Annotated in this window: 18 protein-coding genes; 8 read left to right on the forward strand and 10 right to left on the reverse strand. The window is 61.1% G+C overall.

Annotated features, from left to right (window positions below; genetic code table 11):
- Nucleotides 1–8 precede the first annotated feature (8 nt).
- From HY836_RS07795 to HY836_RS07810, 4 genes are all read right to left on the reverse strand, one after another.
- The gene (locus tag HY836_RS07795; RefSeq protein ID WP_290675192.1) at nt 9–1874 is read right to left on the reverse strand and encodes an ATP-binding protein; all 1866 of its coding nucleotides are present in this window, start codon (nt 1872–1874) and stop codon (nt 9–11) included.
- 19 nt (nt 1875–1893) lie between these two features.
- Nucleotides 1894–2754 (reverse strand): phosphate/phosphite/phosphonate ABC transporter substrate-binding protein, encoded by an 861-nt coding sequence (locus HY836_RS07800; RefSeq protein WP_290675193.1) that lies wholly within the window; start codon nt 2752–2754, stop codon nt 1894–1896.
- Between the two features lie 153 nt (nt 2755–2907).
- The gene (locus HY836_RS07805) at nt 2908–3816 is read right to left on the reverse strand and encodes an MBL fold metallo-hydrolase (RefSeq protein ID WP_290675195.1); all 909 of its coding nucleotides are present in this window, start codon (nt 3814–3816) and stop codon (nt 2908–2910) included.
- A gap of 77 nt (nt 3817–3893) precedes the next feature.
- A complete protein-coding gene (locus HY836_RS07810) occupies nt 3894–4208 on the reverse strand; it encodes a hypothetical protein (protein ID WP_290675197.1) in 315 nt (104 codons plus the stop codon).
- A gap of 256 nt (nt 4209–4464) precedes the next feature.
- On the opposite strand from HY836_RS07810, the gene HY836_RS07815 reads away from it, so the two are divergent.
- Genes HY836_RS07815 through HY836_RS07830 form a run of 4 tightly spaced genes read left to right on the forward strand, consistent with a single transcriptional unit; the run spans nt 4465 to nt 11482 of the window.
- On the forward strand, nt 4465–7872 hold the full coding sequence (locus HY836_RS07815) for a type VI secretion system Vgr family protein (RefSeq protein ID WP_290675199.1): 3408 nt from the start codon (nt 4465–4467) through the stop codon (nt 7870–7872).
- 14 nt (nt 7873–7886) lie between these two features.
- The gene (locus HY836_RS07820; protein WP_290675201.1) at nt 7887–9914 is read left to right on the forward strand and encodes a phospholipase D-like domain-containing protein; all 2028 of its coding nucleotides are present in this window, start codon (nt 7887–7889) and stop codon (nt 9912–9914) included.
- Complete coding sequence (locus tag HY836_RS07825; protein ID WP_290675202.1) at nt 9892–10971, forward strand: sel1 repeat family protein; 1080 nt, start codon at nt 9892–9894, stop codon at nt 10969–10971. Before HY836_RS07820 ends, HY836_RS07825 begins: the two co-directional genes overlap by 23 nt.
- A gap of 31 nt (nt 10972–11002) precedes the next feature.
- Nucleotides 11003–11482 (forward strand): VOC family protein, encoded by a 480-nt coding sequence (locus HY836_RS07830; RefSeq protein WP_290675203.1) that lies wholly within the window; start codon nt 11003–11005, stop codon nt 11480–11482.
- A 23-nt stretch (nt 11483–11505) separates the two neighbouring features.
- On the opposite strand, the gene HY836_RS07835 is transcribed toward HY836_RS07830, so the two are convergent.
- The 3 genes from HY836_RS07835 to HY836_RS07845 form a co-directional block, all read right to left on the reverse strand.
- A complete protein-coding gene (locus tag HY836_RS07835; RefSeq protein ID WP_290675204.1) occupies nt 11506–12654 on the reverse strand; it encodes a hypothetical protein in 1149 nt (382 codons plus the stop codon).
- 127 nt (nt 12655–12781) lie between these two features.
- Nucleotides 12782–15109 carry a hypothetical protein gene (locus HY836_RS07840; RefSeq protein WP_290675206.1) on the reverse strand — a complete coding sequence of 776 codons (2328 nt, stop codon included), beginning with the start codon at nt 15107–15109 and terminating at the stop codon, nt 12782–12784.
- 117 nt (nt 15110–15226) lie between these two features.
- A complete protein-coding gene (locus HY836_RS07845) occupies nt 15227–15916 on the reverse strand; it encodes a DJ-1/PfpI family protein (RefSeq protein ID WP_290675208.1) in 690 nt (229 codons plus the stop codon).
- Between the two features lie 118 nt (nt 15917–16034).
- Between HY836_RS07845 and HY836_RS07850 the strand changes: the two genes are divergently transcribed.
- Both HY836_RS07850 and HY836_RS07855 read left to right on the forward strand, forming a co-directional pair.
- Nucleotides 16035–17039: a GlxA family transcriptional regulator gene (locus HY836_RS07850; protein WP_290675210.1), complete on the forward strand. Its 1005-nt coding sequence runs from the start codon at nt 16035–16037 to the stop codon at nt 17037–17039.
- A gap of 100 nt (nt 17040–17139) precedes the next feature.
- The gene (locus HY836_RS07855) at nt 17140–18297 is read left to right on the forward strand and encodes a hypothetical protein (protein WP_290675212.1); all 1158 of its coding nucleotides are present in this window, start codon (nt 17140–17142) and stop codon (nt 18295–18297) included.
- Nucleotides 18298–18302: 5 nt separating this feature from the next.
- Here HY836_RS07855 and ahpF read toward each other — a convergent pair whose 3' ends face one another.
- From ahpF to HY836_RS07870, 3 genes are all read right to left on the reverse strand, one after another.
- A complete protein-coding gene (ahpF, locus tag HY836_RS07860) occupies nt 18303–19871 on the reverse strand; it encodes an alkyl hydroperoxide reductase subunit F (protein ID WP_290675214.1) in 1569 nt (522 codons plus the stop codon).
- A 172-nt stretch (nt 19872–20043) separates the two neighbouring features.
- Nucleotides 20044–20619: an alkyl hydroperoxide reductase subunit C gene (ahpC, locus tag HY836_RS07865; RefSeq protein WP_290675216.1), complete on the reverse strand. Its 576-nt coding sequence runs from the start codon at nt 20617–20619 to the stop codon at nt 20044–20046.
- A gap of 187 nt (nt 20620–20806) precedes the next feature.
- Complete coding sequence (locus tag HY836_RS07870) at nt 20807–22726, reverse strand: reprolysin-like metallopeptidase (RefSeq protein ID WP_290675218.1); 1920 nt, start codon at nt 22724–22726, stop codon at nt 20807–20809.
- A gap of 302 nt (nt 22727–23028) precedes the next feature.
- On the opposite strand from HY836_RS07870, the gene flhD reads away from it, so the two are divergent.
- Both flhD and HY836_RS07880 read left to right on the forward strand, forming a co-directional pair.
- A complete protein-coding gene (flhD, locus tag HY836_RS07875) occupies nt 23029–23352 on the forward strand; it encodes a flagellar transcriptional regulator FlhD (RefSeq protein ID WP_290639205.1) in 324 nt (107 codons plus the stop codon).
- 57 nt (nt 23353–23409) lie between these two features.
- A partial coding sequence (locus HY836_RS07880; RefSeq protein WP_290675220.1) for a FlhC family transcriptional regulator occupies nt 23410–23706 on the forward strand: 297 nt, incomplete at its 3' end.

The following is a 23706-nucleotide window of genomic DNA, read 5'->3' on the forward strand; positions in this document are numbered from 1 at the left end:
AGGCGCGATCACAGCCACAAGGTGACGGTCGTGCCCTTGCCCAGCTCACTGCGCACCTGCATGCGCCCACCCATCAGCTCGATCAACTCCTTGACGATGCTGACGCCCAGGCCCGTGCCGGGGATGTTGCCCGACTTGTCGGCACGGAAAAAGCGCTCACCCAACCTGGCCAGGTGTTCCGCCGACAGCCCCAGGCCATGGTCTTCGATCTCGACAGCGAAGCGGTGGCGCCCCTGCTCGGCATCAGCCACCAGATAGCGCACATACACAGGGCCGCCATCAGGCGAATACTTGTAGGCGTTGGACAAAATGTTGAGTACCGCCTGCTGCATCTTGTGCATGTCCACATGCACCGGCATGGGCAACAGCGGCTCGTCCACCACGGGGGCGTCACGGCCGGAGGGTGCCTTGAAATCGGCGATCACGGGGTTGACCACGTCGGCCAGGTCCACCGTCTCCAGCTTGAAGTCCTGCCCACGACGGGCTTCGATGCGCGCCAGATCCAGCAACTCATTGAGGATGGCCGCCATCGATTGGCTCTGGCGGTACACGCTGCTGAGCATGTCCTTGCGCGTGGCCTCTTTCAGATCGCGTGTCAGCATCAGCTCGGTGAAGCCCAGGATACTGACCATGGGCGTGCGCAACTCATGGGCGGCCATGGACAGGAACTCCGACTTCATCTGATCCAGCGTGTACTGCTTGGTCACATCACACACATACAGGACCCGGGTGACAGCATCCGATTCACTGCGTTGCCCGCTGAGCGACAATACCACCCGGTTGGGCGAAGACACCATCAGGATCTGTTCCTTGAACGCAACTGCTTGCCCGGGATCCTTGAAGCAGGCATCCAGGCTCTCATAGGTCGAACCAGAAGCGGCCAACGATTTCAGCCTCGCATCCAGTTGTGGTGCGTCCAGGCCGATCACCTCGCTGGGCTTGAGCCCCGTCAGATTCATGAAGGCCTGGTTGGCAAACAACACCTGCCCGTCCTTGCCAAACGTGACGAGGCCATCTGCGCTGAGCGCAAAAATGGCACTCAACTGGTCGTTCTGTTCGGCCAACTGGCGTTCATGCGCTTTCTGCTGACGCAGACCATCTTCGATCAGCATCATCTGCTGACGCAGCAACATCGAAGCCTCGTTCAAGGAGGCCCCCAACTCGACCACTTCCACGGGGCCAGGGCTGATTGTCAGTTGCCGACCTTCTGCATTGACCAGCTCGGTGGCAAAACGCCGCGCTTCATCGAGGGACTGCATGGGTTTGCGCAGAAACAGTGCGAGCAGCGTGGCACACAGGGTCACCGCCATCACGGCCACCACCAGCGTGTTGCGCCAGATGCGTTTCCGCAGATCCGACAAGGCCTCTGCTCGGTAGTCCAGGTGAACCCAGCCTATGACCTGATGCGTCTGTATCGGGTACCAGACCGAGATCTGGCCCTGCGCCTCGTCGGTCACCGTGGACGTATCGGCGCGCGTCGGTACAGCCACGACTTGCGAAGGGGGATCGAACACGAGTCGTGGAGCTTGCGCACGACCTCGCGCCACATGGCTGAGCGTCTGCCCCGAGGCATTGAACACGCGCAGACTCCGGATCTCATCGAAGTCCGCCGAGCGGAGCACGAGCTCTTCGAGCTGATCAAGGCTCTCGGTCAGGATGAGGTTGCCGCTCGCAATGGCCACATTGCGGGCCATCGACTGCGCCTGCCCTTCATGCCCTCGCAATGCAATCGAGGCCTGTTCGGAAGCTGTATAGCCACCCAGCAAGCCGAGCGCCAGCACCAAAGCCATGGACACCATCAGCACCAATTGATGATGCAGGCGCCTGGGCCACAGCCAGCGCTTGATCACATCGGGGAAGCGTGAGGTATCCATCATGGGCTCGGGTAGGGTGCTATTGCAGGTACCGTTCCAGGCGGTATTTCTCCAGCACCTGGTAATCGCGCGCATGGTCCGCCGCAACGGGGTTGCTCATGGGCACGTCCTTGAACACGGAGCTCATGTCAGGCTCGCCGGCCAGCCTCAGCATCGCGGCTTTCAGCGCCTGCTGCACCTTCACAGGCACGCGAGGATGGGCACTCAAGGGGTGAGGTGCCGCACCCGGAGTCTCCATCAACACACGCAACATGGCGCGCACTTCAGGTGGCTCCTTGTCCAATGTGGCTCGCAATCCACCAGAGGCGGCTGTCTTGCCGACAATGGTCTGCCGGTACGCATTGGTGTGCGTCTTGGCGTACATCGGTGTGATGTTGACCTTGTCGAGCTCGGCCAGCTGGGCGCGGATCATCAAGGAGGCACCAAAGGCATTGGGGGCGGGGAAGGCCAAGGTCTTGCCTTCAAGTTCCTTGACGGACTTGATCGGGTCATCCTGGCGAACCACCAGCAGGCCCGTCAACAGCTTGCTGTCCCGCACCAGGGGCACATAGCCTTGCGCCTTGAAAGCCATCAGCTGGTGGTAGGGGTTCATGTAGGCAAAGTCGGGCTTGCCAGTCATCACCTCGTCTTCAAAGGCGGGAATGTCCTTGGCCACTTTGAGGGTGAGCGTCACGCCGGCTTCCTGGCCCACTCTCTCCAGAATGGGCACCCACACGCGGCTGATCTCGACGGCCTGGAACTGAGGAACCACCGCCACCGAATACACAGGCTTGGCAGGCGAATCGGCCCAGGCCCGCGACACCATCGCCCCGCAGACAAGCAGCATGGCAAGCGAGTGGCACGCCAGGCGGCGGCTCATTCGAGATACGTTGACGTGCATCATGTGTCCTCCTCGGACTTCACCCTGAATCGAATGTCGGCAGATCCAAGCCGCAGCAAGAGGGCTGGACACCCCAAGCAACATGTGCGAACGCCCACTATTGCGCGTTTTTTCATATTGGCTGGGACCACAAGGCCCGCACAGAAGTCAGAGTCAGCCCAAAGCAAACACGGCGTCGCCATCACGGGTCGCGGCACCCGCCCGCACCAGCTCCTGCGCCATGAAGGCCGCCATCGCTTCGGGGTCATGCGGATAGTGCGCCTGCATGGCGACATTGCCTTCGATGCTGGCGCGCACCATGTCGGTCAGGTCGGCCAAGGTCAGCCGCCGCGCTTCCAGCAGCTTGAAGGCCAGCAGCACCTTGAGGGCGTTGTCCGAATTGCGGCGCGGCTCGGCCATGAACCAGTCGATGCGCGAATGCGCCGCCTGCAGGCTGGCCGCCACATCGGTGAATGGTGCGCCATGGCCAGGGATCACCAGCTTCGGTGCCAACTGACCGATCAGATCCAGTGTGGCCTTCTGCTTCTCAAAACCGGGAATGCCCGCCAGTTCGGGAAAGATCACCCCAAAGCCCTTCTGCCACAGCGCATCGGCCGACAGCAGGATGCCCAGGCGCTCGCACCACAGCATGACCATGGCATGGTCGTGCCCGGCGGCAGGCAGCACGGTCCAGTCCTCGCCGCCCAGGTGCAAGGTTTCGTGCGGATGGATCAGGCGGTCGTAGCTGAAACGTGGGCACTGCTGGCTGGTGCGGCGGTAGCTGAGACGTTCTTCGTCCCAGCTGTCCACCAGTTCGGCTTCGCCAGGCGGGATCCAGACCTCGCAGCCATGCTGCGCTTTGAGTTGCGCGTTGCCGCCGGCATGATCCGAATGAATGTGGGTATTGACGATGCGCACCAGGGGCCGGCCTGCACGCGCTTCGTCTATCAGGCGGATGGTGTCGTCGATGTGGGTGACATAGCCCGTGTCCACGACGGAGGCGCCGTCATCGTCCAGAAAGACGATGTTGTTGGACGAGAGCCACCCGCGCTCCAGAACGCGGATGCTGTCAGGCAAGGTCATGCAGTGTCACCCCGCACCCGGTACAAGGGTGCGCGGAGCGATCATAGGGCAGGGAAAACGCCCTGGCCCTCGTGAGCTCAGGAATGGTGCCTGGCGCGGCCGCCACGCACCTTGGCTGCGGTCATGCAGGGCACGGGCACATGGGCCTCAGGTTGCGCATGCAAACGCTCCCAGTAATCCACGGCCTTGGCCACCCATTCGCAGTATTCCGGATCCTCCGGCGCGTAGTAGGGGATGCCGCGCGCGGTAAAGGCCTCCAGCTCGTCGGCAACCGGGTTGGCGCGGGATTCTTCCAGCTCCAGCTCCAGGGCGTGCATGGCGTGAACGCGCTCAATGGCACGGGGGGCCATCAGTTGTTCGCGCAGGGCTTGGGCGGTGGTTTTTTGACCCATGGTCAGACTCTCCGGTGAATGCAATGGCTATATCGACATCGGCCACTACCCGGACAGCTTGAGCCCCCCGCCGCGCCTGGAACCTCGAAACAAAGCCCGGAGCGTGCGCCAGTTCACGAACGGTTACGGGATGGCCGGGATTGGTTACAGCAGGTTGCACATACACCCCAAGGGGGTGGACGTCGCCAGGGGTGTTCAACCTGAAAATTGCCACGCAGATCTGAACAAACACGAAACACAGCAGGGAGCCCGACACATGGGGCTGGATTCTTCCTTTTTGCAAGGCGGGCTCGATAGCGCTCGCTCCGCCGTGGGCTCGCGCCTCCAATCGGCTGCGCACGATGCCATGCACGACGCATTCGGCGGCCTGCTCGATGGCGCACTGGCGGCCATCCTCGGCCAATGGGGCAGCGAAACCCGCCTCTACACCCTGAGCGCCCCCGGCAGCGAGCGCAGCCTGCCGGCTGACCTGATGGTTGAAAGCTTTGCGTTGCACGAGGCGGTGTCCGAGCCGTTTTCGCTCTACATCAACGCCCTGGTGCTCAACAGCCACGTCGAGCTCAAGCAGCTCTACGCGCGCGCCATCACCCTGCAGACCACCCTGGCCGACGGCAGCCGCGCCCGGCGCAGCGGCTACGTCACCGAAGCCCGCTCGCTCGAAGCCGACGGCGGCTTTGCCCGCAAAGGCCTGCTGGTGCAACCCTGGATCGCGCTGCTGGGCCACACGCTCAACAGCCGCGTCTGGCAGGACAAGTCCGTCATCGAGATCGTGGAAGACGTCTTCGCCGACCACGACACCATCGCCGCCTGGAAATGGGACGATGACGTCGAGCGTTATGTGGCTGAGGGCCTGTTCGCCCGCAACGCCGGCCGCCGCGCCTACTGCGTGCAATACCGCGAAACCGATCTGGCCTTCGTTCAACGCCTGCTGGCCGAAGAAGGCATCTGCTGGCGCGTGGAGGAAGACGAAACCGCACCGGGCGGCCACACCCTCGTCTTCTTCACCAACAGCGCCCGGCAGCCGCAAGACGCCATCAGCGCCAGCAGCCTGGGTGGCGCCGGCATCCGCTACCACCGCAGCAGCAGCCAGGAAGCGCAAGACAGCATCCAGGCCCTGTGTAGCGGGCGCCAGCTCGGCCCCACCGCCACCGCCGTGCAAGGTTGGGATTACAAAGCCAACGCCGCCATCACGGCCGATGCCCCCACCGCCCACGACTGGGGCGGCAGCGAAGCCACCAGCCTGCAAAGCTGGCTCACCAGCTACGACCCCACCGGTGACTTCGTCTTTGGCAACAACGCCGAAGCCCAGTTCGCCGCAACCCGCCTGCAAGAAGCCCACGAAGCCCGCTACAAGACCTGGCTGGGCCGTGGCACCGTGCGCACCCTGCGCGCCGGCACCTGGTTTGCGGTCACCCAATCCACGCTGGATCCGCTTTCAGCCTTCGGCCTGGGCGATGAGGACAAACAATTCTTCGTCACCCGCTGCGACGTGGTCGGCATCAACAACCTGCCCAAGGACCTGAGCGACCGCATCGCCAAAACGCTGGGTGAGGCCGATCTGCCCGCCCTGGAAGACGCCGCCGGTGGCCGCGACCACATCCCTGTTGACCACGCTGCCCTGCACGCCCAGGCCGGCCAAAGCGGCTTTGCCTGCCAGTTCCAGGCCTTGCGCCGCAACGTGCCCTGGCGTGCCGTGCTGATGGACGACACCGGCCTGCGCCCGCGCCCAAGGCCCACCGCACTGGGCCCGCAAACAGCCATCGTGGTGGGTCCGGATGGCAGCGTCAACGCCAGCGGGGCCGACGAGCTCTACACCGACCAGCTCGGCCGCGTGAAAGTCAAGTTCCACTGGCAGGCCAACGCCTTTGCCTCCCAGCGCGCCAACATCGACCACAGCTGCTGGCTGCGCGTCATGCAGCGCCTGGCCGGCCCCGGCATGGGCCACCAGTTCATCCCCCGCATCGGGCAGGAAGTACTGGTTGGCTTCCTGGGCAACGACATCGACCGCCCCTTCGTGATGGCGGCGCTCTACAACGGCCGCGGCGAATCCGGCGTGCCCCGCACACCTGGTGGCCAGGCCGCCGAGGCCGACACCACCGCCCTGGCCGAATCCACCGACCACCGCCCCAGCAGCCAGATGAACCTGGTGGGCGCAGGCTCAGGTGGCAACAGCCCGGCCTGGCACGGCGCGGCACCCAACGCCGCCACCGAAGGCAGTTCGGGCCAGAACAACGCAGCCGCACTCAGCGGCGTCAAGAGCAAGGAATTCGGCGGCAGCGGCTACAACCAGCTCGTGTTCGACGACACGCCCGGCCAGTTGCGCACCCAACTGCACAGCACCCAGAGCCAGACCTGGCTGCAAATGGGCCATCTGCTACACCAGGCCGACAACCACCGCGGATCTTTCCGGGGCCAGGGCTTCGAGCTGCGCACCGACGCCTGGGGTGGCCTGCGTGCCGCACGCGGCGTGATGCTCAGCACTTTTGGCCTGGGCAATGGGCTGGGCCAGACCAGCACACCAGCTGGTGACAACGCCCCCGGCATGGCCCTGGCCAAACAGGCACAGCAACTGGCCAGCACCTTCCACCAGGCCGCCGGCACCCACCAGACGGTTGGCTTGGCCACGGCGGCGGGCAGCCTGGGTGGCAACAAGAGCACCCTTGATGACAAGGCCGCGCCTGCTGCAGCGCTCACCAGAAGCCTGAGCGGCATGGTCAGCACCAGCAGCCTGCCCAACGCCCAAGCCGACGCGGCAGACAAAGCCACCGGCACCGGCCAGAGCAAGGTGCCCCACATGGCCGACCCCAACATCGCCCTGGTGGGCAAAGCCGGCATTGGCCTGACGGCAGGCCAGGACCTGCACCTGAGCGCACAAGACATCACCCAGATCGCCAGCGGGCAGGACACCCACTTCGCCGTGGGCGGCCAGGCGCGCATCCACACCGGACAGGCCATTGGCTTGTTGGCGGGTGCCATTCAGCCGGGCTCGGAAGCCGCAGGCAAAGGCCTGACCGTGATCGCCGCACAAGGGCCGATTGATATGCAGGCTCAGGCTGGGCCTGCGCAGATTGCGGCCAAACAGACGCTGGAGTTGAAGACGGCCAGTGGGGTGGTCAACATCGTGGCAGCCAAGCGCATTGTGCTGGCCGTATCTGGTGGTGCCAGCATCACGATGGACGAAGGCAGCTTCACTGCCCAATGCCCCGGCAAGATCACCGTCCAAGCTGGGCAGAAGTCCATGCAAGCCGGCCAGAAGATGAACTCAGATCACCCCGCCTTCCCGACAAGTGAATTCGCCTACAAGGTACCTCTGCGCGTGAACTTTGATAACGCGCCTATGGGCATGCAAAGCGGTTGGCAGGGCATGCCTTACAAGGTATTTGCGGATGGTGCCCAGATTGCGAACGGCGTGTTGGATGGCAGTGGTGGCATTGACATCCAACACTCACCAATCACTCGCAAATATGTCGTGGAAATGGCGAACGGGATTAGGTACGAACTACCAGTGATTGATGAGTACTCAAACCCTGAGCAGGGCGAACTGGCTGCTCAGGGCTTTATCAAACATGAAGCAGGCACGCCTCCTGGCGATACCGGCGCAACCCGAGTTCCAGCATCTGCCGTACGCGATGGCTATGCGCGCGGTGTCAATGGCCTTGCCTGATAAGAAGATCCATCATGCCTCCTACCGTCACTATCAAGACACCTGTTCTGCGTAGCCAGATGGCTGTAACCGCCACGTCGCCCTGGTTTGTCAAGGACTCGGAATATCAGCCTCATGACGGCAGTTTCAAGCTTTTGATCAACGGGCAAGAAGCCTTCGGTGCCGTACACAATGCCATTGCGAACGCCCAAAAGTCTGTCTGCATCATCTGCTGGGGCTTTCAGCCCTCCATGTATTTCATTCGCGACGGCGCATCGCCCTCAATCGGAGAACTGCTGGAGCAAAAAGCAGCAAAAGGCGTTCAGGTCCGAATTCTGAGTTGGGCACTGAAGCCTGGCCTCCTCAACGTCACAGGTTTTAGTGAGTCCAACACACCTGGACGTTGGGATTCAGGTATCAAGGACATGCCGGAAACCAGCACACGGAAGCAATACAAATACGACCGCTGGTGGTACAACGAATACGACGAAGAGCAAGAATGGTCTGATGAGGTTGCAAAAGATCTTCGTGCTTTGTTTGGCAACAAGAAATCGCAGAATCTACATTTTTACGGGCGAGGCTTTTCCGGCGCGGACAGAGTACTCATTCGTTCCAAGGGTTATGACGACACTGGGCTGTCGTGGACGACCAAAGCTGCACTGGCTTCAGCCCCTACCCATCATCAGAAAATGGTGCTCATTGACTACGAAGACAAGGATCTTGCAACCGGCTTCGTCATGGGGCACAACATGCTCGACGCCTATTGGGACACGTCAGAGCACAGTTCATTCCCTCGATCGTTCTTACGCACAGGCACACCTGACTCTGAACCAAACAAGCACGCCAACGGCAAAGTTCCTCGCCACGATTTTTCGAGCCAGATCACGGGGCCTCTGATTGGAGATCTTTTCAACAACTTCGCCGTTGCATGGAAAGAGGCTAAAGGGGAAAAGCTAAAGAGTGCAAACTTCGCCTCCTACCCATACCGGGAAACGGACGCACTACGGTATATCAAAGGGCAACTGCTGCGCACTCAACCTCAATACGGGAAAGAGGACATCAAGAAGTGCTACCTGCAGGCCGTCAACAATGCAACTCAATATATCCATATTGAGAACCAATATTTCCGTTGGCCACCCTTGGCAGAGAAAATCAAGGCCGCAGCACAAGGACAGGGAGCTGGAGGGCGCAAACCAGAAACCCATGGCTCCTTGTACCTATTTGTCATTACCAACTCCAAGGATGAGGGCGTAGGGCCTGGTGCTACAAACACTTACCGCATGATGGATGCACTGGGCAGAGCTGACACAATGCCCCAAGTCGCCAGAAAACAAAATCTGGACACGCTGGAACCCCAACTGGATAGTGCGCGCAAGGAAGTTGGCCGGTTGGAGCGCGAAAAAAGTGCCCTAGATAGCGAAGCGCGTCTTTATCAGGGACTACCCAACACCCCTGACGCTCTTACCAAGCGCTACCAGTCAATCAACGTACAGCTTGAACCTGCCCGTATGAAGCTAGCGGAACTGGAAGCACAAAACGCCGCTTTAAAATCAGAATACAACACGCAAAGGAAGGCGCTGAAAAAATCTGACGAACAGCCAGAAGACAGCCGGTGGGAAGAAGATACAGGCGGGGCAACAATTCAACCTAAAAATATTCCGGGACTGAAATGCCACGTCTGCACATTGGTTGCACCAGACACGCTCGCAGGTGAGCCTTGGGTAGAGGTATACATCCATGCGAAACTAATGTTGATTGATGATGCCTTCATGACTCTCGGAAGTGCCAACATCAACACGCGCAGCATGCAGACCGACAGCGAACTCAATATTGCTCACCATAGACCAGAGATTACAGTTGCGACACGGAAAGCACTATGGGAGAGTCATACCCACGGGAGATGCGGAAATGAGTCAATGGGTCTAAACGGCATGTCGATCGCTTACAAAACTTGGGGGGACATCCTGACTCAAAATGCGGCGCAAAAAAACAAACGCCGCAAACCGATTGCGCAAGTGGTCGCATTCGTACGTCTTAGTGATGATCGTGCAAACAAAGACTGAAGCAATGCGATATAGCCTGTTTGCAATCACCCTAGTCCTCGCACTTACTGGCTGCAGCGACTCAACCAACAAACGCCCCAAGGATTTTGCAGTGCCTGATCTACCTGAAATCAAGGCCAAGTTAGCCTTCACTTGCTCACACGAGTTAGACAGAATACCGGCCAGAGACCCAGAAGCCGATCAACTATATAAATACGCTCGCTGGTTGAGAAAAAGTAATTTAACAAAACGTGACCCGAGCGTGTTTCCCATCATCGAACGACTTATTCGGATTTCAACGGCTTCTGGTCATGACAAAGCCAACCTTGAACTCCGCGAATTGATCGCCAACGGAGAAGCCAAAAGCTTAACGCCCATTGCTGAGGCGATCAATCTAACAGAAGACCTCATCAACCGAGGCGTCCCAGGCGGGTACTACGACATGGGCCAGTATCTTGAAAGAGGTTATGGCGTGGTTCAGGACCACGATCTGGCCTTGAAATATTTCCGCAAGTCCGCTGATCTCGGAAGCCCTGATGGGCAGTATCTCGTGGGCAGAAAACTATTACCCGTTGATGCGGCACCTGACGTTGCCAAAGCAATGTTGCTTTGCGCCACAGAACAGGGGCATGGGACAGCTGGATTGGAACTCGGCGTCGATCTAAAAACAGACAAGCAGTACGAAAAGAGCTTGGTCGCACTTCAACTTAGCGTCAAAGCAGGACACTATTCAGCCGCTTCCTTCTTGCAACATGGTTTCGAAGGGCCTCCAGCGAACGACGAACTCTACTACTTAGGTCAACAAAAGGACCTTGATCGAGCCCGCCGTTACGAAGCTATCGGCAAGACACTCTTCGACTACGACTACTTAAATCCAAAGGTCCCGGAGATCGATGAAATCGTTCCCCTGCCTCCTGCCAAGCTTCCACCATGGGATGGCAAGCTCAAGTGGCTGGAAGAGCACAAAGCCAACGTGCCACCACCCCTACCCAGCGAAGCACGCATCGCTGAGATGGCCAAAGCCAAGGGTCTGGACCCAGCCACGGGCCGCCCACTCGCTTGGGGCAACACACGTTAACGATCCAGCCCACCGAGCCACGAGAACAACAATGCCAAGCAAAAACACCATCTGCCTCTGGTTCGACGGCACCGCCGAAGAGGCCGCGCAGTTCTACGCCAGAACCTTCCCTGACAGCACCGTGGGTGCCATCCTTCGGGCCCCGGCCGACTACCCGTCCGGCAAGCAAGGTGATGTGCTGACCGTCGAGTTCACCGTGATGGGTATTCCTTGCCTTGGCCTGAATGGTGGCCCGGCGTTCAAGCACAGCGAGGCCTTCTCTTTCCAGGTGGCCACGGACACCCAGGAAGAGACCGATCGCCTGTGGCATGCCATCATCGACAACGGCGGTCAGGCCAGTGAATGCGGGTGGTGCAAGGACAAGTGGGGGCTGTCGTGGCAGATCACGCCTCGCGTGCTCACCACCGCCATGGCCAACCCCGATCGTGCCGTGGCCAAGCGTGTCTTCGAAGCCATGATGCAGATGAGCAAGATCGACATCGCCGCGATCGAGGCCGCCCAAAAGGGTTGAGACGCAAGGCCAAAGCCCTTTTGTCAACTCGATGGTGTGGGCACCGTACCGGGCACCACCACCCGAATCGGCATCGATTGCCTGACCACATCCCAGCCCTGGGCGTCCACGCCATCGATCACGACCAGGAAGAGGTCGTGCACGCCAGGTTGCAGGCCTCCTGTGTTGAGTGTCAGCGTGATGTGGCCGTCCCAGATGTTCCAGGATTGCAGCTCGCGCACCTTGGCGTCCTGTAATGACACGGCGTCACGCAGCTCCACGCGTTGCCAGCCCGCGCGAGCATCATTGCCCACGATGACCCGGCTGTCGTCCGACCACAGTTCGCGCACTTCCGGCTTGGGCAGAGGGTTGTTCACGCCGTCCTCCACCTGCCCAAAGTTGCCAAAGTAGTTCTGCTCGATGAAGTGCCTCAAGCGCATAGTGGGGTCGGCATAGACCCTCTCGACTTGCTTGTTCTGATTGATGTAGGTCTTGCCGTTCACGTGCGCACGGGTCACGACCTTGCCGTCATTGGCTCCCTGCGTGCCCGTATAGACCATCATCTCCAACAAAGCCCAGTCACTGTTGGCCTTGATGACCTGCCCACCCCAATAGACGCTTTTGTCAGTGGCTGAGCGATTCACAAAGGTCATGAGGCCACCACCACCGTTGGGATAGTCATGCACCTTGATTTCGCAGTCACCATCGACGATGGTGTTGCGCCAGTTCACGCGCTCATGCTTCCATTGAAAGCTCTTGGTGTAGGGCTGGCCGTCCAGCAGCAGCACGCTGCGAACCCAATGGGCCTTGTAGAAGTAGCGCTGCTCCGCAATCGGAAAGCCTGGATCGAAATGGCGGGTTGCGTTGTAGTGGGTGCTGTCTTCAGGTGTGAACAGCACCTTGCCCCGTTTGGGATCGGACATCACCTTGGTGGGGTGGCCCAGCTCGTTGAAATACCAACCGTTGCCGTTGCTGATGTTGGCGCCCGACTGGCACGCCTCGATCATGCCGGTTGAACCGCCCAGAAAGGTCTGCGTGACGTCTGATGTACCGAAGGCACCATCGATCGTCACCGGATCGCCATGCATATAGCCAGCGCCGCCGCATCCGCCCAGCATCCAGCTCGGTGCCGTGGTGGACAAGGCCAGCCAACCCAGGGTTTGCCGACGAGAGATCTTGTTTTGCTGGTCCATATGACGGGTCCTGAAAGCGATCAGGCAGTTTAGTGATCTCAATATCACTAAACTGGTAAGCATCTGCAGCAAGTGTGAACAAGTGCTGCAGATGCCGTCGGTTCAAGATCAAGACAGCCGTGCAGGCTCAGCTCGTCGGCAGCACCACCTTCGACAACACAAACGCCCGCACCGCACTGGCGTCATAGCCCAGTTCGTTGCTCCAGCCATCGGTGGCTGTGGAGTCCACATACAGGTTCTCGCTGAAGCCGGCCACGAGGCAGCCAGCGGGATGATCGACCAGGCAGGATGCCGGCATGTTCACGGTCATCAGATCGTGCACGGACATCGTGGCAGGTGATCCGCCCGTCGGGTCTTCGTTGACCATCGGCGTGCCCGGGTCGTCCACCGGCAAGGGCTGCCCCGGGTTGAGCGGGTCCTGCGAGCGGTTCAGCACGGTACGCACGCCCCGCACGGTCACGAAGCTGTAGTTGGCAAAGCCATGCGGGTGCCAGGCCTGATAAGGCAGGCTGACCACGTCGCTGTCCTGCGCCTGCAGCACGCCACAACAGTCGTCGGCGAAGGTCGCGCCAATGGAGGGCGCGGGGATCTGCGCGTAGCAATGGTTGTTGTCCACATGCAGGGTGATGATCATGCTGTTGCCCACGACCAGGCCCAGTGGCTCGGCATCGGTCGTGTAGATGGTGCCGGTGAGATCAGGCACATCGGGCACCACGAACTTGATGCCCTGCGCATGGATGTCGATGGGCTGACCCAGGGCATCGAACAGATCGACCTTGAGCTGGTACTGGCCACTGTCATCACTGGTGCCTGACACCACGGAGCCATCGCCGTTGTAGCTCAGGCCCGGTGCGAACAGGTGCGTGGGGAACTTGGCGCTGCTCAGGTGCTCGACGATTTCACCGGCGCTGGGCGGGGTGTCCCACACGCCTTCCGGTGCCACCGAGGCGTAGGGAATCTGCGTGAGATCGGGCACTTCGATGCCGCCACCCGCCGGCACGGGCTTGGGTCCCAAAGTGAAAGGCGTCCAGGCCGGGAAGACGCCACTGGGCGTGTTCACATCGTGGCGGTAGTAATGCTGGATGCCATCCTTCAAGGCATGGAAGGCACCGCTGAAGCCGCGTCGCCATGAGATCTGATAGTGGCGCACGCCCAGCGCCTCCAGCTCATTGGCAAACAGCAAACGCGGGCGCAACAGGCCACCCCAGGGGCGACCATCGGCGGTCAGGCCACGCCGGGCGGTCAGCACGGCAGGCGAGGTGCTGTCCTTCAAGGCCTTGCTGGTGCCATAGATCTGGCTCAGGGGCACGCCACCGATGGCCAGGAAGGCGACCCACCGCCCCACGCCTTGGGGCCCCACCACAGGCGGGCAGGGTGCGCAGGTATGGGCAAAGGGGCTGTGGGTATAGAGCTTGACCTCGGTGCCTGACATGTAGTCCCACCAGGTGTGGCAGGCCACCGGCGTGGGCGCATAGATGGTGAACTTCAAGGGGCCAAAAATGGGTTGCGTGGCCTTGAAGTACAGATCAGGCGTGTCGTGGTTGTGGCAGCCCTGGAAGAACACGGTGCGGAAGTGGCCGCAGCTGTCGGTGATGGCCGTGCCCACGCGCTGCATGGTCACGAAGCGCGGGAACAGCCAGCACAGCAAAGGCCTGATCAACACGGGGTTCTGGATCAGGGCCTGCTGGAACTGCAAGGCGCTGCCGGCTTGCGCCAGGTAACGCAGTTCGGTGGCTTCGCTCAGCTTGGTCAGTGTGGCGGCGCTGTCTGCCGTCAAGGCATGGCTTTGTGCGGCCAGGGTGGTGGTGTTCAACCTCCGCAAGGAAGCACCGGTGACGGACAAAGGCAAAGGCCCCGGCCCAGGCTCCGGGATGGGGCCAGGCACACGCTCCGGCACCGCGATGATGGGATCCTTGATGCGGGCGTTGGCGATGATGTCGCGCAGGCGATCGAGCACCAGCACGGGCAGCTTGGGGATGAGGATGTAGAGCGGGTCCACCTCGTAGATCTCGACCGTCGCGTTGCACACGGGGAAGTCCACCACCGCACCGCCAATCGTGACCTTCTTGAGCAACTGGCCTTGCACGAACACGGCGCTGCGCAACCAGCACAACCAGATGGGCTCGTAGATGACGAAATCAGCCTTGAGCTCGCGCAAGCGCGGGTTGTAGCTCAGGTGCTGTTCGATGGCGCCACGGCGCATCAATTCGGCGAAATCGGGCTCCTTGTCTGACAGGCGGGGCCCCACGAGCACACGCAAGGTGTCTGCGGGCACCGTGGCTTGCACAGGCAGCCTGGCTTCGCCCTTGTCGTTGAGCGGCGCACTACCCAGAAAGCGCGCTTCGGAACTGAAGGCGTAGGCCATGGCCTCCACCTTCTGCGTGCTTCTGGCCACGTCCAGCAGCTGGGCCTGGATCTGGATCGTCAATGGGGAAGCGGTGTCTTTGGGGTTCATGACCATTCTCCTGAGTGAGGCATCACACAGGTCGATGCAAGATGACATCGACCGTTGGCCTGACTCTAGGAGCACGCGCCTTGCAGCGCTTCCCAAACCTTGGGGGGCTGAACAAGGTCAGGCTAGGGGGGTACCGGGCAGCCCGATGGCACGCTGAATCTGGGCCAGCCTTCTGGCTTGCGCTTCGCTCACGCGCTGTCGGATCTGCGTGACCAATTCCGTTCGCGCGCGCGACGGATGGCCCGCATCAAAAGGTGGTGCAGGGTTGTATTCGATCCCCAGCTGAATGGCTTCGGCCACATCCTGCCCATGCAGTTGCGCGGCCAGGTACAGCGCGAAGTCGATGCCAGCGGTCACGCCACCACCGGTGATCAGCTGACCATCGTGCACCACGCGCTCATCGGTCGCGATGGCGCCAAATGCGTCCAGCATGTCCATGGATGTCCAGTGAGTGGCAGCACGACGCCCTTGCAACAGCCCCGCGGCCCCCAGCAGCAAGGCCCCCGTGCACACAGAGGTCACGTACGAGGCCTGCTCGCCAACACGGCGTATGAAGTCAATCGTCGGTGCGTCGGTCAGCAAGGGCGTGACACCGTAACCGCCGGGCACACACAGTACATCCAGCTTCGCCACGTCATCGCATCGCAAGGTGGGCATCAATGGCAGGCCGTGCTCGGTGACCACCGGTGCGGTCGTGTGCCAGATCAGATCAACTCGCGTATCAGGCAAACGGCAAAGCACCTCGTAAGGGCCGATCAAATCCAGCACGGTCAGTTGGGGGAAAAGCAGCAGGCCGATGTGCGTCATGGTGAGTCCTCTCTATGGATGCGATCAGTTGATGAAACCATGCGTGATATTTTTAAAATTCCACGGTTGGCACGAATGACAAATAGCGTTGAAAATCTGCCAACTAGAGATCACAGCCATGCGTGAAGCGAACACCCCCATCATCAACATCGTCATGGTCGTCTTCCCCGACTTCCTGTTGCTGGATGCCACCGGACCTCTGCAGGTGTTCACCATGGCGGATCAGGAAGCGACCAAGGCCGGCCTGGGGCCGAGGTATCGCCTATGCACGGTGTCGGTCGAAGGGGGGCTGGTGAGCTCGTCCAGCGGGCTGGCCGTTCAGACTGACCCACTGCCACGCCCTGCCAGCCTGAAAGGCGCCACCTTGTTCGTCGCCGGCGGAGAGGGCACGGAAGGCGCCATGCAAAACAAGCGCCTGATCCGCTGGCTGCAACTCGCAGCTGCTCATGTGGCACGCTGCTGCTCGATCTGCACCGGTGCTTTCGTGCTGGCCGAGGCCGGCCTGCTGGATGGGCGCCGCGCCGTGACGCATTGGCAAGACGCCCCCCTGTTCAAGCAACGCTTCCCCCAGGTGGCCTTGCTGGATGACGCCATTTACGTTCACGACGGCCATCTGCATACGTCGGCAGGGGTGACGGCGGGCATGGACCTGAGCCTCAGCCTGGTCGAGGCCGACCACGATCGCGCGCTGTCCCTGCGGGTGGCCAAGCGCATGGTGCTGCCCTTGCGCCGAGCTGGCGGGCAGCGTCAGTTCAGCGCGGAACTGCTGGCGCAAGGCTCGCAGGGAAGCGAGCTGGTCGATGAACTGATCAGTTGGCTCCAAGCTCGCTTGAAGCAGGAGATCAACGTGTCAGACATGGCGCACGCCCTTGCCTTGTCCGAGCGAACCCTGCATCGCCAATTGAAGACACAGACGGGCCAGAGCCCGGCCCGCTTGCTCGCACGTCTGAGGCTGGAGCGTGCCTGTCAACTGCTGGAAGCTGGCAAGCTGCCGCTCAAACGCGTCGTGCAACAAGCAGGCTTTGGCAGCGAGTACAACCTGAGGCGCGTCTTCCATCAACAGCTCGGGGTGTCGCCTGGCGACTACATGTCGCGTTTCGGCGCCGGACGAACCCACTGTTGAGGCCCACTTTGTTGCGCTCTGGTCCGGCATTTACGATTGATTACGGAGCAGAACATTCCACAGCCATTAAGGTGGAGCCCGCACTCAAGGAGCCCCACGCATGAAGTTCAGGACCACATCGTTTGCAGCGCTGCCAGGCGGCATGCTGTTGGCGTTGATGTCCCTGCATGCACATGCAAGCTACACGGTGACGACGCTGGCCCCCATTGCCAGCGAACATGACAGCTATGGGGAGGTCATCCATTCACAGGGCGCGACCCTGGGTGAAGCCTACGTCAGGCAAAACTGCCCCGTCAGCCAATGGATGAACTGCCTGATGAACGGCTATGCACCCCGTCAGCCCCGCGCAACCTGGTGGTCATCAACCGGCGAGGCGCCGACACTGCTTCCATGCCTGAGCGACAAGGTCGACCCATCCACCAACTGGGACATGCCCTGCCAGGCTGAAGCCATCAACAGCCGTGGCGTGATGGTCGGGCGCAGCTATGCACCCAAAGGGGCGTTTGATGTTCAGATGCGCCCCGTGCTCTGGTTGAACCCCGACAGCCGGCCCGTCGACCTGAGTGCACAGCTGCAAGGCCTGCCCGCCTACCTGTCGGCGCAAGCGGTAGGCATCAACGATCAAGGGTGGGTGCTGGGCCGCGCTCAAGCTGGCAACGGCCATGCTGGCGACTTCTCCTTCCTGCTGCGCGATGGCCTGGCCACGGTGTTGCCCGCGGCGGGTGCACAGTCCGTCAAAGCCAAAGCCATCAACGCAACGATGGCCGTGGGGGATGGGCTGTATGACCGAGGTGGGGCATCCGGCGTGATCCTGTGGACACTGGGTGGCCCTACCCAAACCTTGCGCTCGATCGATGGCACCGAGAACCATGTGTACGCACAAGCGCTCAGCTCGGCAGGCCATGTGGCTGGCTTTTACTGGGCGCCGGGCAGCAAGCAGGGCAACCGGGCCTTCAGCTGGTATCAAGGGCGCTCACAGACCTTGCCCACCGAGGCTGGCTACAGCAGCGTGGCCTTTGGCGTGAACGCGGGCGGGCAGGTGGCAGGCAGCCATTGCCGCACCGACCAGGACATCCACGGCTGCCGTGCCGTGGTCTGGACCAATGGCGTGCGGCAAGACCTCAATGCGCTGGCCACGCCACCAGCCGGCTTCACCTTCGTTCAGGCCAAGGCCATCAACGATCAGGGGCAGATCACCGGCTGGATGGTCAATGGCCGCAAGGTGTATCGGGGTTTCGTGCTCAAGCCAGACCGTTAAGCGGCTCAGGCCACCGCAGGCATGCGGATCAGGTGATCAAAAGCGCTCAGCGCGGCCTTGGCGCCCTCACCCGCGGCGATCACGATCTGCTTGTATGGCACGGTGGTGCAGTCACCCGCGGCAAACACGCCGGGCACATTGGTGTGGCCCTTGGCATCCACGATGATCTCGCCGAACTTGCTCAGCTCGACGGTGCCCTTGAGCCATTCGGTGTTGGGTACCAGGCCGATCTGCACGAAGACGCCTTCCAGCGGCACGGCATGCTCTTCGCCCGTGGCGCGGTCCTTGTACTTCAGCCCGTTGACCTTGCCATCGGCACCGGTGATCTCGGTCGTCTGTGCATTGGTGTGGATGGAGACGTTGGGCAGGCTCTTGAGCTTGTTGACCAGCACGGCATCGGCCTTGAGCTGGTCGGCAAACTCGACCAGGGTCACATGGGCCACGATGCCAGCCAGGTCAATCGCGGCTTCGACGCCCGAGTTGCCCCCACCGATCACGGCCGTGCGCTTGCCCTTGAACAAGGGCCCATCACAGTGCGGGCAATAAGCCACGCCCTTGTTCTTGTACTCGGCCTCGCCGGGCACATTGACGTTGCGCCAGCGCGCACCGGTTGACAGGATCACGGTCTTGGCCTTGAGCACGCCACCGTTGGCCATCTTCACCTGGATCAGGCCACCCGCCTGCTCGGCCGGCACGATGGCTTCGGCGCGCTGCAGGTTCATGATGTCGACGTCATAGGCCTTGCCGTGGGCTTCGAGCGCGGCGGCCAGCTTGGGGCCATCGGTCTCCAACACAGAGATGTAGTTCTCGATCGCCAAGGTGTCGTTGACCTGGCCGCCAAAACGTTCGGCCGCCACACCGGTGCGGATGCCCTTGCGAGCTGCATACACAGCGGCGGCTGCACCCGCAGGGCCACCACCGATGATCAGGACGTCATAAGGCGCCTTCGCGTCAATCTTGGCGGCTTCCTTGGCGTCGGAGTTGGTGTCCAGCTTGGCCACGATCTCGGCCACGGTCATCTTGCCCGAGGCGAACATCTGGCCATTGAGGAAGACCATGGGCACGGCCATGATCTCGCGCTTTTCCACCTCTTCCTGGAAGGCGCCACCTTCGATGATCGTGGTCTTGATCTTCGGGTTGAGGATGGCCATGAGCGACAAGGCCTGCACCACGTCCGGGCAGTTGTGGCAGCTCAGGGACATGTAGACCTCGAAGTTGAAGTCGCCATCCAGCGCGCGGATGTTGTCCAGCACCTCGGCTTCTTCCTTCGGAGGGTGGCCGCCCGTCCACAGCAGGGCCAGCACCAGCGAGGTGAACTCATGGCCCAGGGGCAGGCCAGCAAAGCGCAGTGACGTGTCGCTACCGGTGCGCTGCAAAGTGAAGGACGGCTTGCGCGCATCCTGACCATCGGTCTTGAGCGTGATCTTGTCGCTGCGCAGACCGGCGATGGTCTGCAGCAGGTCCAGCATCTCGCGAGAGTTCTCAGAGTCGCTCAGGGATGCGGTGATCTCGAAGGGCTGTTGCACGCGTTCCAGATAAGCGCCGAGTTGGGCCTTGAGGTTGTCGTCCAGCATGGTGTGCATCCTTTTTCTTGATGAGCGATTAAGCGACTTTGAGAACCGGCCTCCTTCCAGATTCAGAAGGCGACCAGCATCCACCCCGGCGGGCTTTGTGGGCCCGCAGGGAAACAATGTTCAACGAAGTGATGAGGTCAGACCTCAACACAGGTCAAGACTTGGTGATGTCTTAGATCTTGCCGACCAGGTCCAGCGAAGGGGTCAGGGCGGCGGCGCCTTCCTTCCACTTGGCGGGGCAAACCTGGTTGGGGTTGGCGGCGGTGAACTGGGCAGCCTTCAGCTTGCGCAGGGTTTCCGACACGTCGCGGGCGATTTCGTTGCTGTGCACTTCGGCCGTCTTGATGACGCCTTCGGGGTTGATGATGAAGGTGCCGCGCAGCGACAGGCCTTCTTCTTCGATGTGCACGTCAAAAGCGCGGGTCAGCTTGTGGGTGGGGTCGCCAACCAGGGGGAACTTGGCCTTGCCCACGGCGGGGGAGGTTTCGTGCCACACCTTGTGCGAGAAGTGGGTGTCGGTCGTGACGATGTAGACCTCGGCGCCAGCCTTCTGGAATTCGGCGTAGCTGTTGGCAGCGTCTTCGATTTCGGTGGGGCAGTTGAAGGTGAAGGCGGCCGGCATGAAGATCAGGACAGACCACTTGCCCTTCAGGCTTTCGTCGGAGACGGTGATGAACTCGCCCTTGCCGCCGCGGTTGACGAAGGCTTCGGTCTTGAATGGCTGGACTTGCGTGTTGATCAGAGACATGGCTTGTTCCTGTTGAGGGGTTGAGTTGGTGAAACAACAGGGTGAATCTTAGGCCAGCTCATGCCATATAGCGAATTGATTGATCAAATACTGACGATTGGCGGGGGCTATTGATGAACTGTCGTGCCATAGACGAAAAAAATCCCGCCAGGCCTGCCAACCCGGCGGGAAACAGGAGAGTCAGTACTTACTTCTTTGCAGTGCTCTTGGCAGGAGCCGGTGCGGCGCTCAGGTAAAAGCGTGTGCCGTTCACCGGCGTGTTAGAAGATCGGTCTACTGTGAAGGAACCCAAGGCGGGAGCCGCCACCTTGCCTGCGGCCGCCACACTGAGCGCAACCGAGCCGATGGAGTTGGGCACCGTGCACACGTAAAGCCCGGTCGTGCCGCTACCGCAGGTGATGCGCGCGTCCGTTGCCTTGACCGTGGCAGCCGTGGTGAAGGGCGTGCCATTGGCGTTCAGCAGCCACCCCGCCACCACCGTGGAACCCTCGGTAGAAGCGGAGGCCTTGCCGGCATTGCCCAGCGCCGCCACAGTCCCCTTGGTCTGCAACATGGTGGCCACCACGTTTTCGGTGTCGGAGCCGCAAGGCTGTTTGGAGGCGGTGCAGGTCAGCTTGGGCGACGAGAACAAGGCCACGCGCGGCGAAATATAGGACATCACCGTGCCGAACTGGCCCGACACCCCTTTGCCATAGCTGTAGTTGAAGACCCCGGCAAAAGATGAGTTGGCCTTGTCGTGGCTGTTACCCAGGTTGTGCCCCAATTCGTGCGCCAGACTCAACATCTCACAGTAGTAGCCATTGGCCTGCCCGTCGTTGAGTGCGGCAAACATGGCCGTACCGACCTGTGCCTTGAACAGGTTCATCCCCCCTGCGCCCCCACCGGGCACGTAGGCCAGACCACAGGTATTGGTCTTGCTGGTAACCGTGTTGAACGGCGCAAAAAACACCGTCATGGCACCGCCGGTGGCCCTTCTCTGAGCGGCCACCCCCTTGAATGACCCTGAATCAGCCCGCATGGCCGGTAGCACCACCTGCGGCGTGGTATCGGCCTGCGCCACCTTGGCCCAGCCCACGATCTTGAAGGCGATGCCCGTTCCACTGTTGGCGTAAGCCGAGTTGGCCAGCTGTACGAGGTTGGACAAACGCGTGCGCGCCACGGCCTCTGTCCCCCACTGCGACACATACGATGCGCTGTAGGTCATGAACAGGGTGATGGTGGTGTCGATCTTGCCGGCTACCAGCGGCACAGGTATCACGGGTGCCGCCGCGACCGGCACCTTTTTCAAGATGCCTGCCGCTGCCTGCGGTTCGTCCACCTCCCCGGCATCGACATGATCAGGCCCTCGCAAACGGTTCCAACCAGCGGTGACCGGGTCCACGATCTGTGTCTTGCCCTGTCGGGTGATGATCTGGTACTCATTGCCATTGCTCATCACCGTGCCAAAGACGGCATCCTTGCCGACGGTTACCACGGTGGGTGATCCGGCGCCATCCATGCGGCTGACGCCCTGAATCTGCACAAAGCCGTCCTGATCCAGTTCGCGGTGGGTCACGATGGCCACCTCAATCTGCCCATTGGGCAGCGGCAGGGCGATTTCGGCGCCTTCTTCGGCCTGCGCCAGCCCGGCGAAGTTGCCCTTCAGATCCCGCACACCTTTGTCGGTGGTCGCGCCCAGCGCATAGGCCTGGCCGTGAATGGGCCCGACATCCTGCACGGCCTTGAGTTCACCCGACGGTTGCTGCCTGAAAGCCAGCTGATGCCCGCTGAAGCGCACCGCCCCCACGAAGCCTTCCTTGACCTGCTTGAGGAAGACACGGTCCCGCGGACTGCCATCGAGGCTGCCGTGCCAGTAATTCAGGCCATCGAGCCCCTTGGTCGTGGTCTCGAACACCACCGTTTTCTTGCCGATGTAGGGGAAGCTGATTTCCACCTTCTGGCCGGCCTTCATGCCCATCAGACTTTTTGCGTCCAGCTTGAGCGGGCTGTTGATCTCCAGGCCACGAGCCGTGATGCCAGCAGGATCCACCGCCGCGATGCCCTGGCCACTCCAGACTGACAAGGCCAACAGGGCCACCCCGGACAACACGGTGCGCGTGAACTGCATCTTCTTGATCCTTCGCCCGATGGGGGCGTGCATGAACGAGAAGCCAGATTAGGGTGCCGCCCCAGGGATGCCTAGTGAATTTCTGACAGCTTGAGCCTAATTGCAGCTCGTTTACAAGCCTTTTGTCTGAACCGTCACACCCAGCCAGTTCCGGCTTTTTGTCAGATGAATTCCTACAAGACGTGTAGCCGCCAACCGACGCGCCTTACAGCCGCTTACCTATCAAGGAATTTGGGATCTCTTTGCACAATGACTCCATCGACAACGCGAAACCGCACAGAGTCAAACAAAGGAACACAGACATGAACGCCGACCAAATCCTGATGGAAATCCGCGAAACCAACCTGTCCTACCTGATGCTGGCTCAGACCCTGATCCGCAACGACCGTGACCAGGCGCTGTTTCGCCTGGGCCTGACAGAAGCCGCCGCCGACCGCCTGGCCTCCCTGTCTCCCGCCCAGCTCCTGAAGGTCGCATCGAGCAACACCCTGGTGTGCCGCATGCGTGTCGACGATGACCTGGTCTGGTCGCTGTTGACCAACCACGGCAAGGGTGCCGGCAGCGACGGTGCCTCCCGCCTGCATGCCTCGATCCTGCTGGCCGGCAAGCATCAAGAAGCCGCCTGATCCAGCCCCCCGCCCGAACCGAACACCCCTATCTACAGACAAGCCGGAGAAACCACCATGCGTACCAAGAGCCTGTTGACCGAAGCCAAGCAAATCGACCGCGCCGTGACCCTGATCAACCTGGGTGCCCGCCTGCAGGTCCTGGAGTCGGAAACCGATATGTCTTACGAACGCCTGCTGCGCCTCTATAAGGAAGTCTCCGGCAAATCGCCTTCCAAGGGTCAGCTGCCCTTCTCGACCGACTGGTTCATGACCTGGCAGCCCAATATCCACGCCAGCCTGTTCCTCAACATCCACGAGTACCTGAACAAGGCCGCCGAGATGGACGAGATCGACGTCGTCATCAAGGCCTAC

This window comes from Aquabacterium sp. (genome assembly GCF_016234775.1).
Classification (GTDB): domain Bacteria; phylum Pseudomonadota; class Gammaproteobacteria; order Burkholderiales; family Burkholderiaceae_C; genus Aquabacterium.

What these genes read in the sequence shown, in the direction of transcription:
- HY836_RS07795 (WP_290675192.1), bottom strand. Translation starts at nt 1,874, where the DNA reads ATGGATACCTCACGCTTCCCCGATGTGATCAAGCGCTGGCTGTGGCCC.
- HY836_RS07800 (WP_290675193.1), bottom strand. Translation starts at nt 2,754, where the DNA reads ATGCACGTCAACGTATCTCGAATGAGCCGCCGCCTGGCGTGCCACTCG.
- HY836_RS07805 (WP_290675195.1), bottom strand. Translation starts at nt 3,816, where the DNA reads ATGACCTTGCCTGACAGCATCCGCGTTCTGGAGCGCGGGTGGCTCTCG.
- HY836_RS07810 (WP_290675197.1), bottom strand. Translation starts at nt 4,208, where the DNA reads ATGGGTCAAAAAACCACCGCCCAAGCCCTGCGCGAACAACTGATGGCC.
- HY836_RS07815 (WP_290675199.1), top strand. Translation starts at nt 4,465, where the DNA reads ATGGGGCTGGATTCTTCCTTTTTGCAAGGCGGGCTCGATAGCGCTCGC.
- HY836_RS07820 (WP_290675201.1), top strand. Translation starts at nt 7,887, where the DNA reads ATGCCTCCTACCGTCACTATCAAGACACCTGTTCTGCGTAGCCAGATG.
- HY836_RS07825 (WP_290675202.1), top strand. Translation starts at nt 9,892, where the DNA reads ATGATCGTGCAAACAAAGACTGAAGCAATGCGATATAGCCTGTTTGCA.
- HY836_RS07830 (WP_290675203.1), top strand. Translation starts at nt 11,003, where the DNA reads ATGCCAAGCAAAAACACCATCTGCCTCTGGTTCGACGGCACCGCCGAA.
- HY836_RS07835 (WP_290675204.1), bottom strand. Translation starts at nt 12,654, where the DNA reads ATGGACCAGCAAAACAAGATCTCTCGTCGGCAAACCCTGGGTTGGCTG.
- HY836_RS07840 (WP_290675206.1), bottom strand. Translation starts at nt 15,109, where the DNA reads ATGAACCCCAAAGACACCGCTTCCCCATTGACGATCCAGATCCAGGCC.
- HY836_RS07845 (WP_290675208.1), bottom strand. Translation starts at nt 15,916, where the DNA reads ATGACGCACATCGGCCTGCTGCTTTTCCCCCAACTGACCGTGCTGGAT.
- HY836_RS07850 (WP_290675210.1), top strand. Translation starts at nt 16,035, where the DNA reads ATGCGTGAAGCGAACACCCCCATCATCAACATCGTCATGGTCGTCTTC.
- HY836_RS07855 (WP_290675212.1), top strand. Translation starts at nt 17,140, where the DNA reads ATGAAGTTCAGGACCACATCGTTTGCAGCGCTGCCAGGCGGCATGCTG.
- ahpF (WP_290675214.1), bottom strand. Translation starts at nt 19,871, where the DNA reads ATGCTGGACGACAACCTCAAGGCCCAACTCGGCGCTTATCTGGAACGC.
- ahpC (WP_290675216.1), bottom strand. Translation starts at nt 20,619, where the DNA reads ATGTCTCTGATCAACACGCAAGTCCAGCCATTCAAGACCGAAGCCTTC.
- HY836_RS07870 (WP_290675218.1), bottom strand. Translation starts at nt 22,726, where the DNA reads ATGCAGTTCACGCGCACCGTGTTGTCCGGGGTGGCCCTGTTGGCCTTG.
- flhD (WP_290639205.1), top strand. Translation starts at nt 23,029, where the DNA reads ATGAACGCCGACCAAATCCTGATGGAAATCCGCGAAACCAACCTGTCC.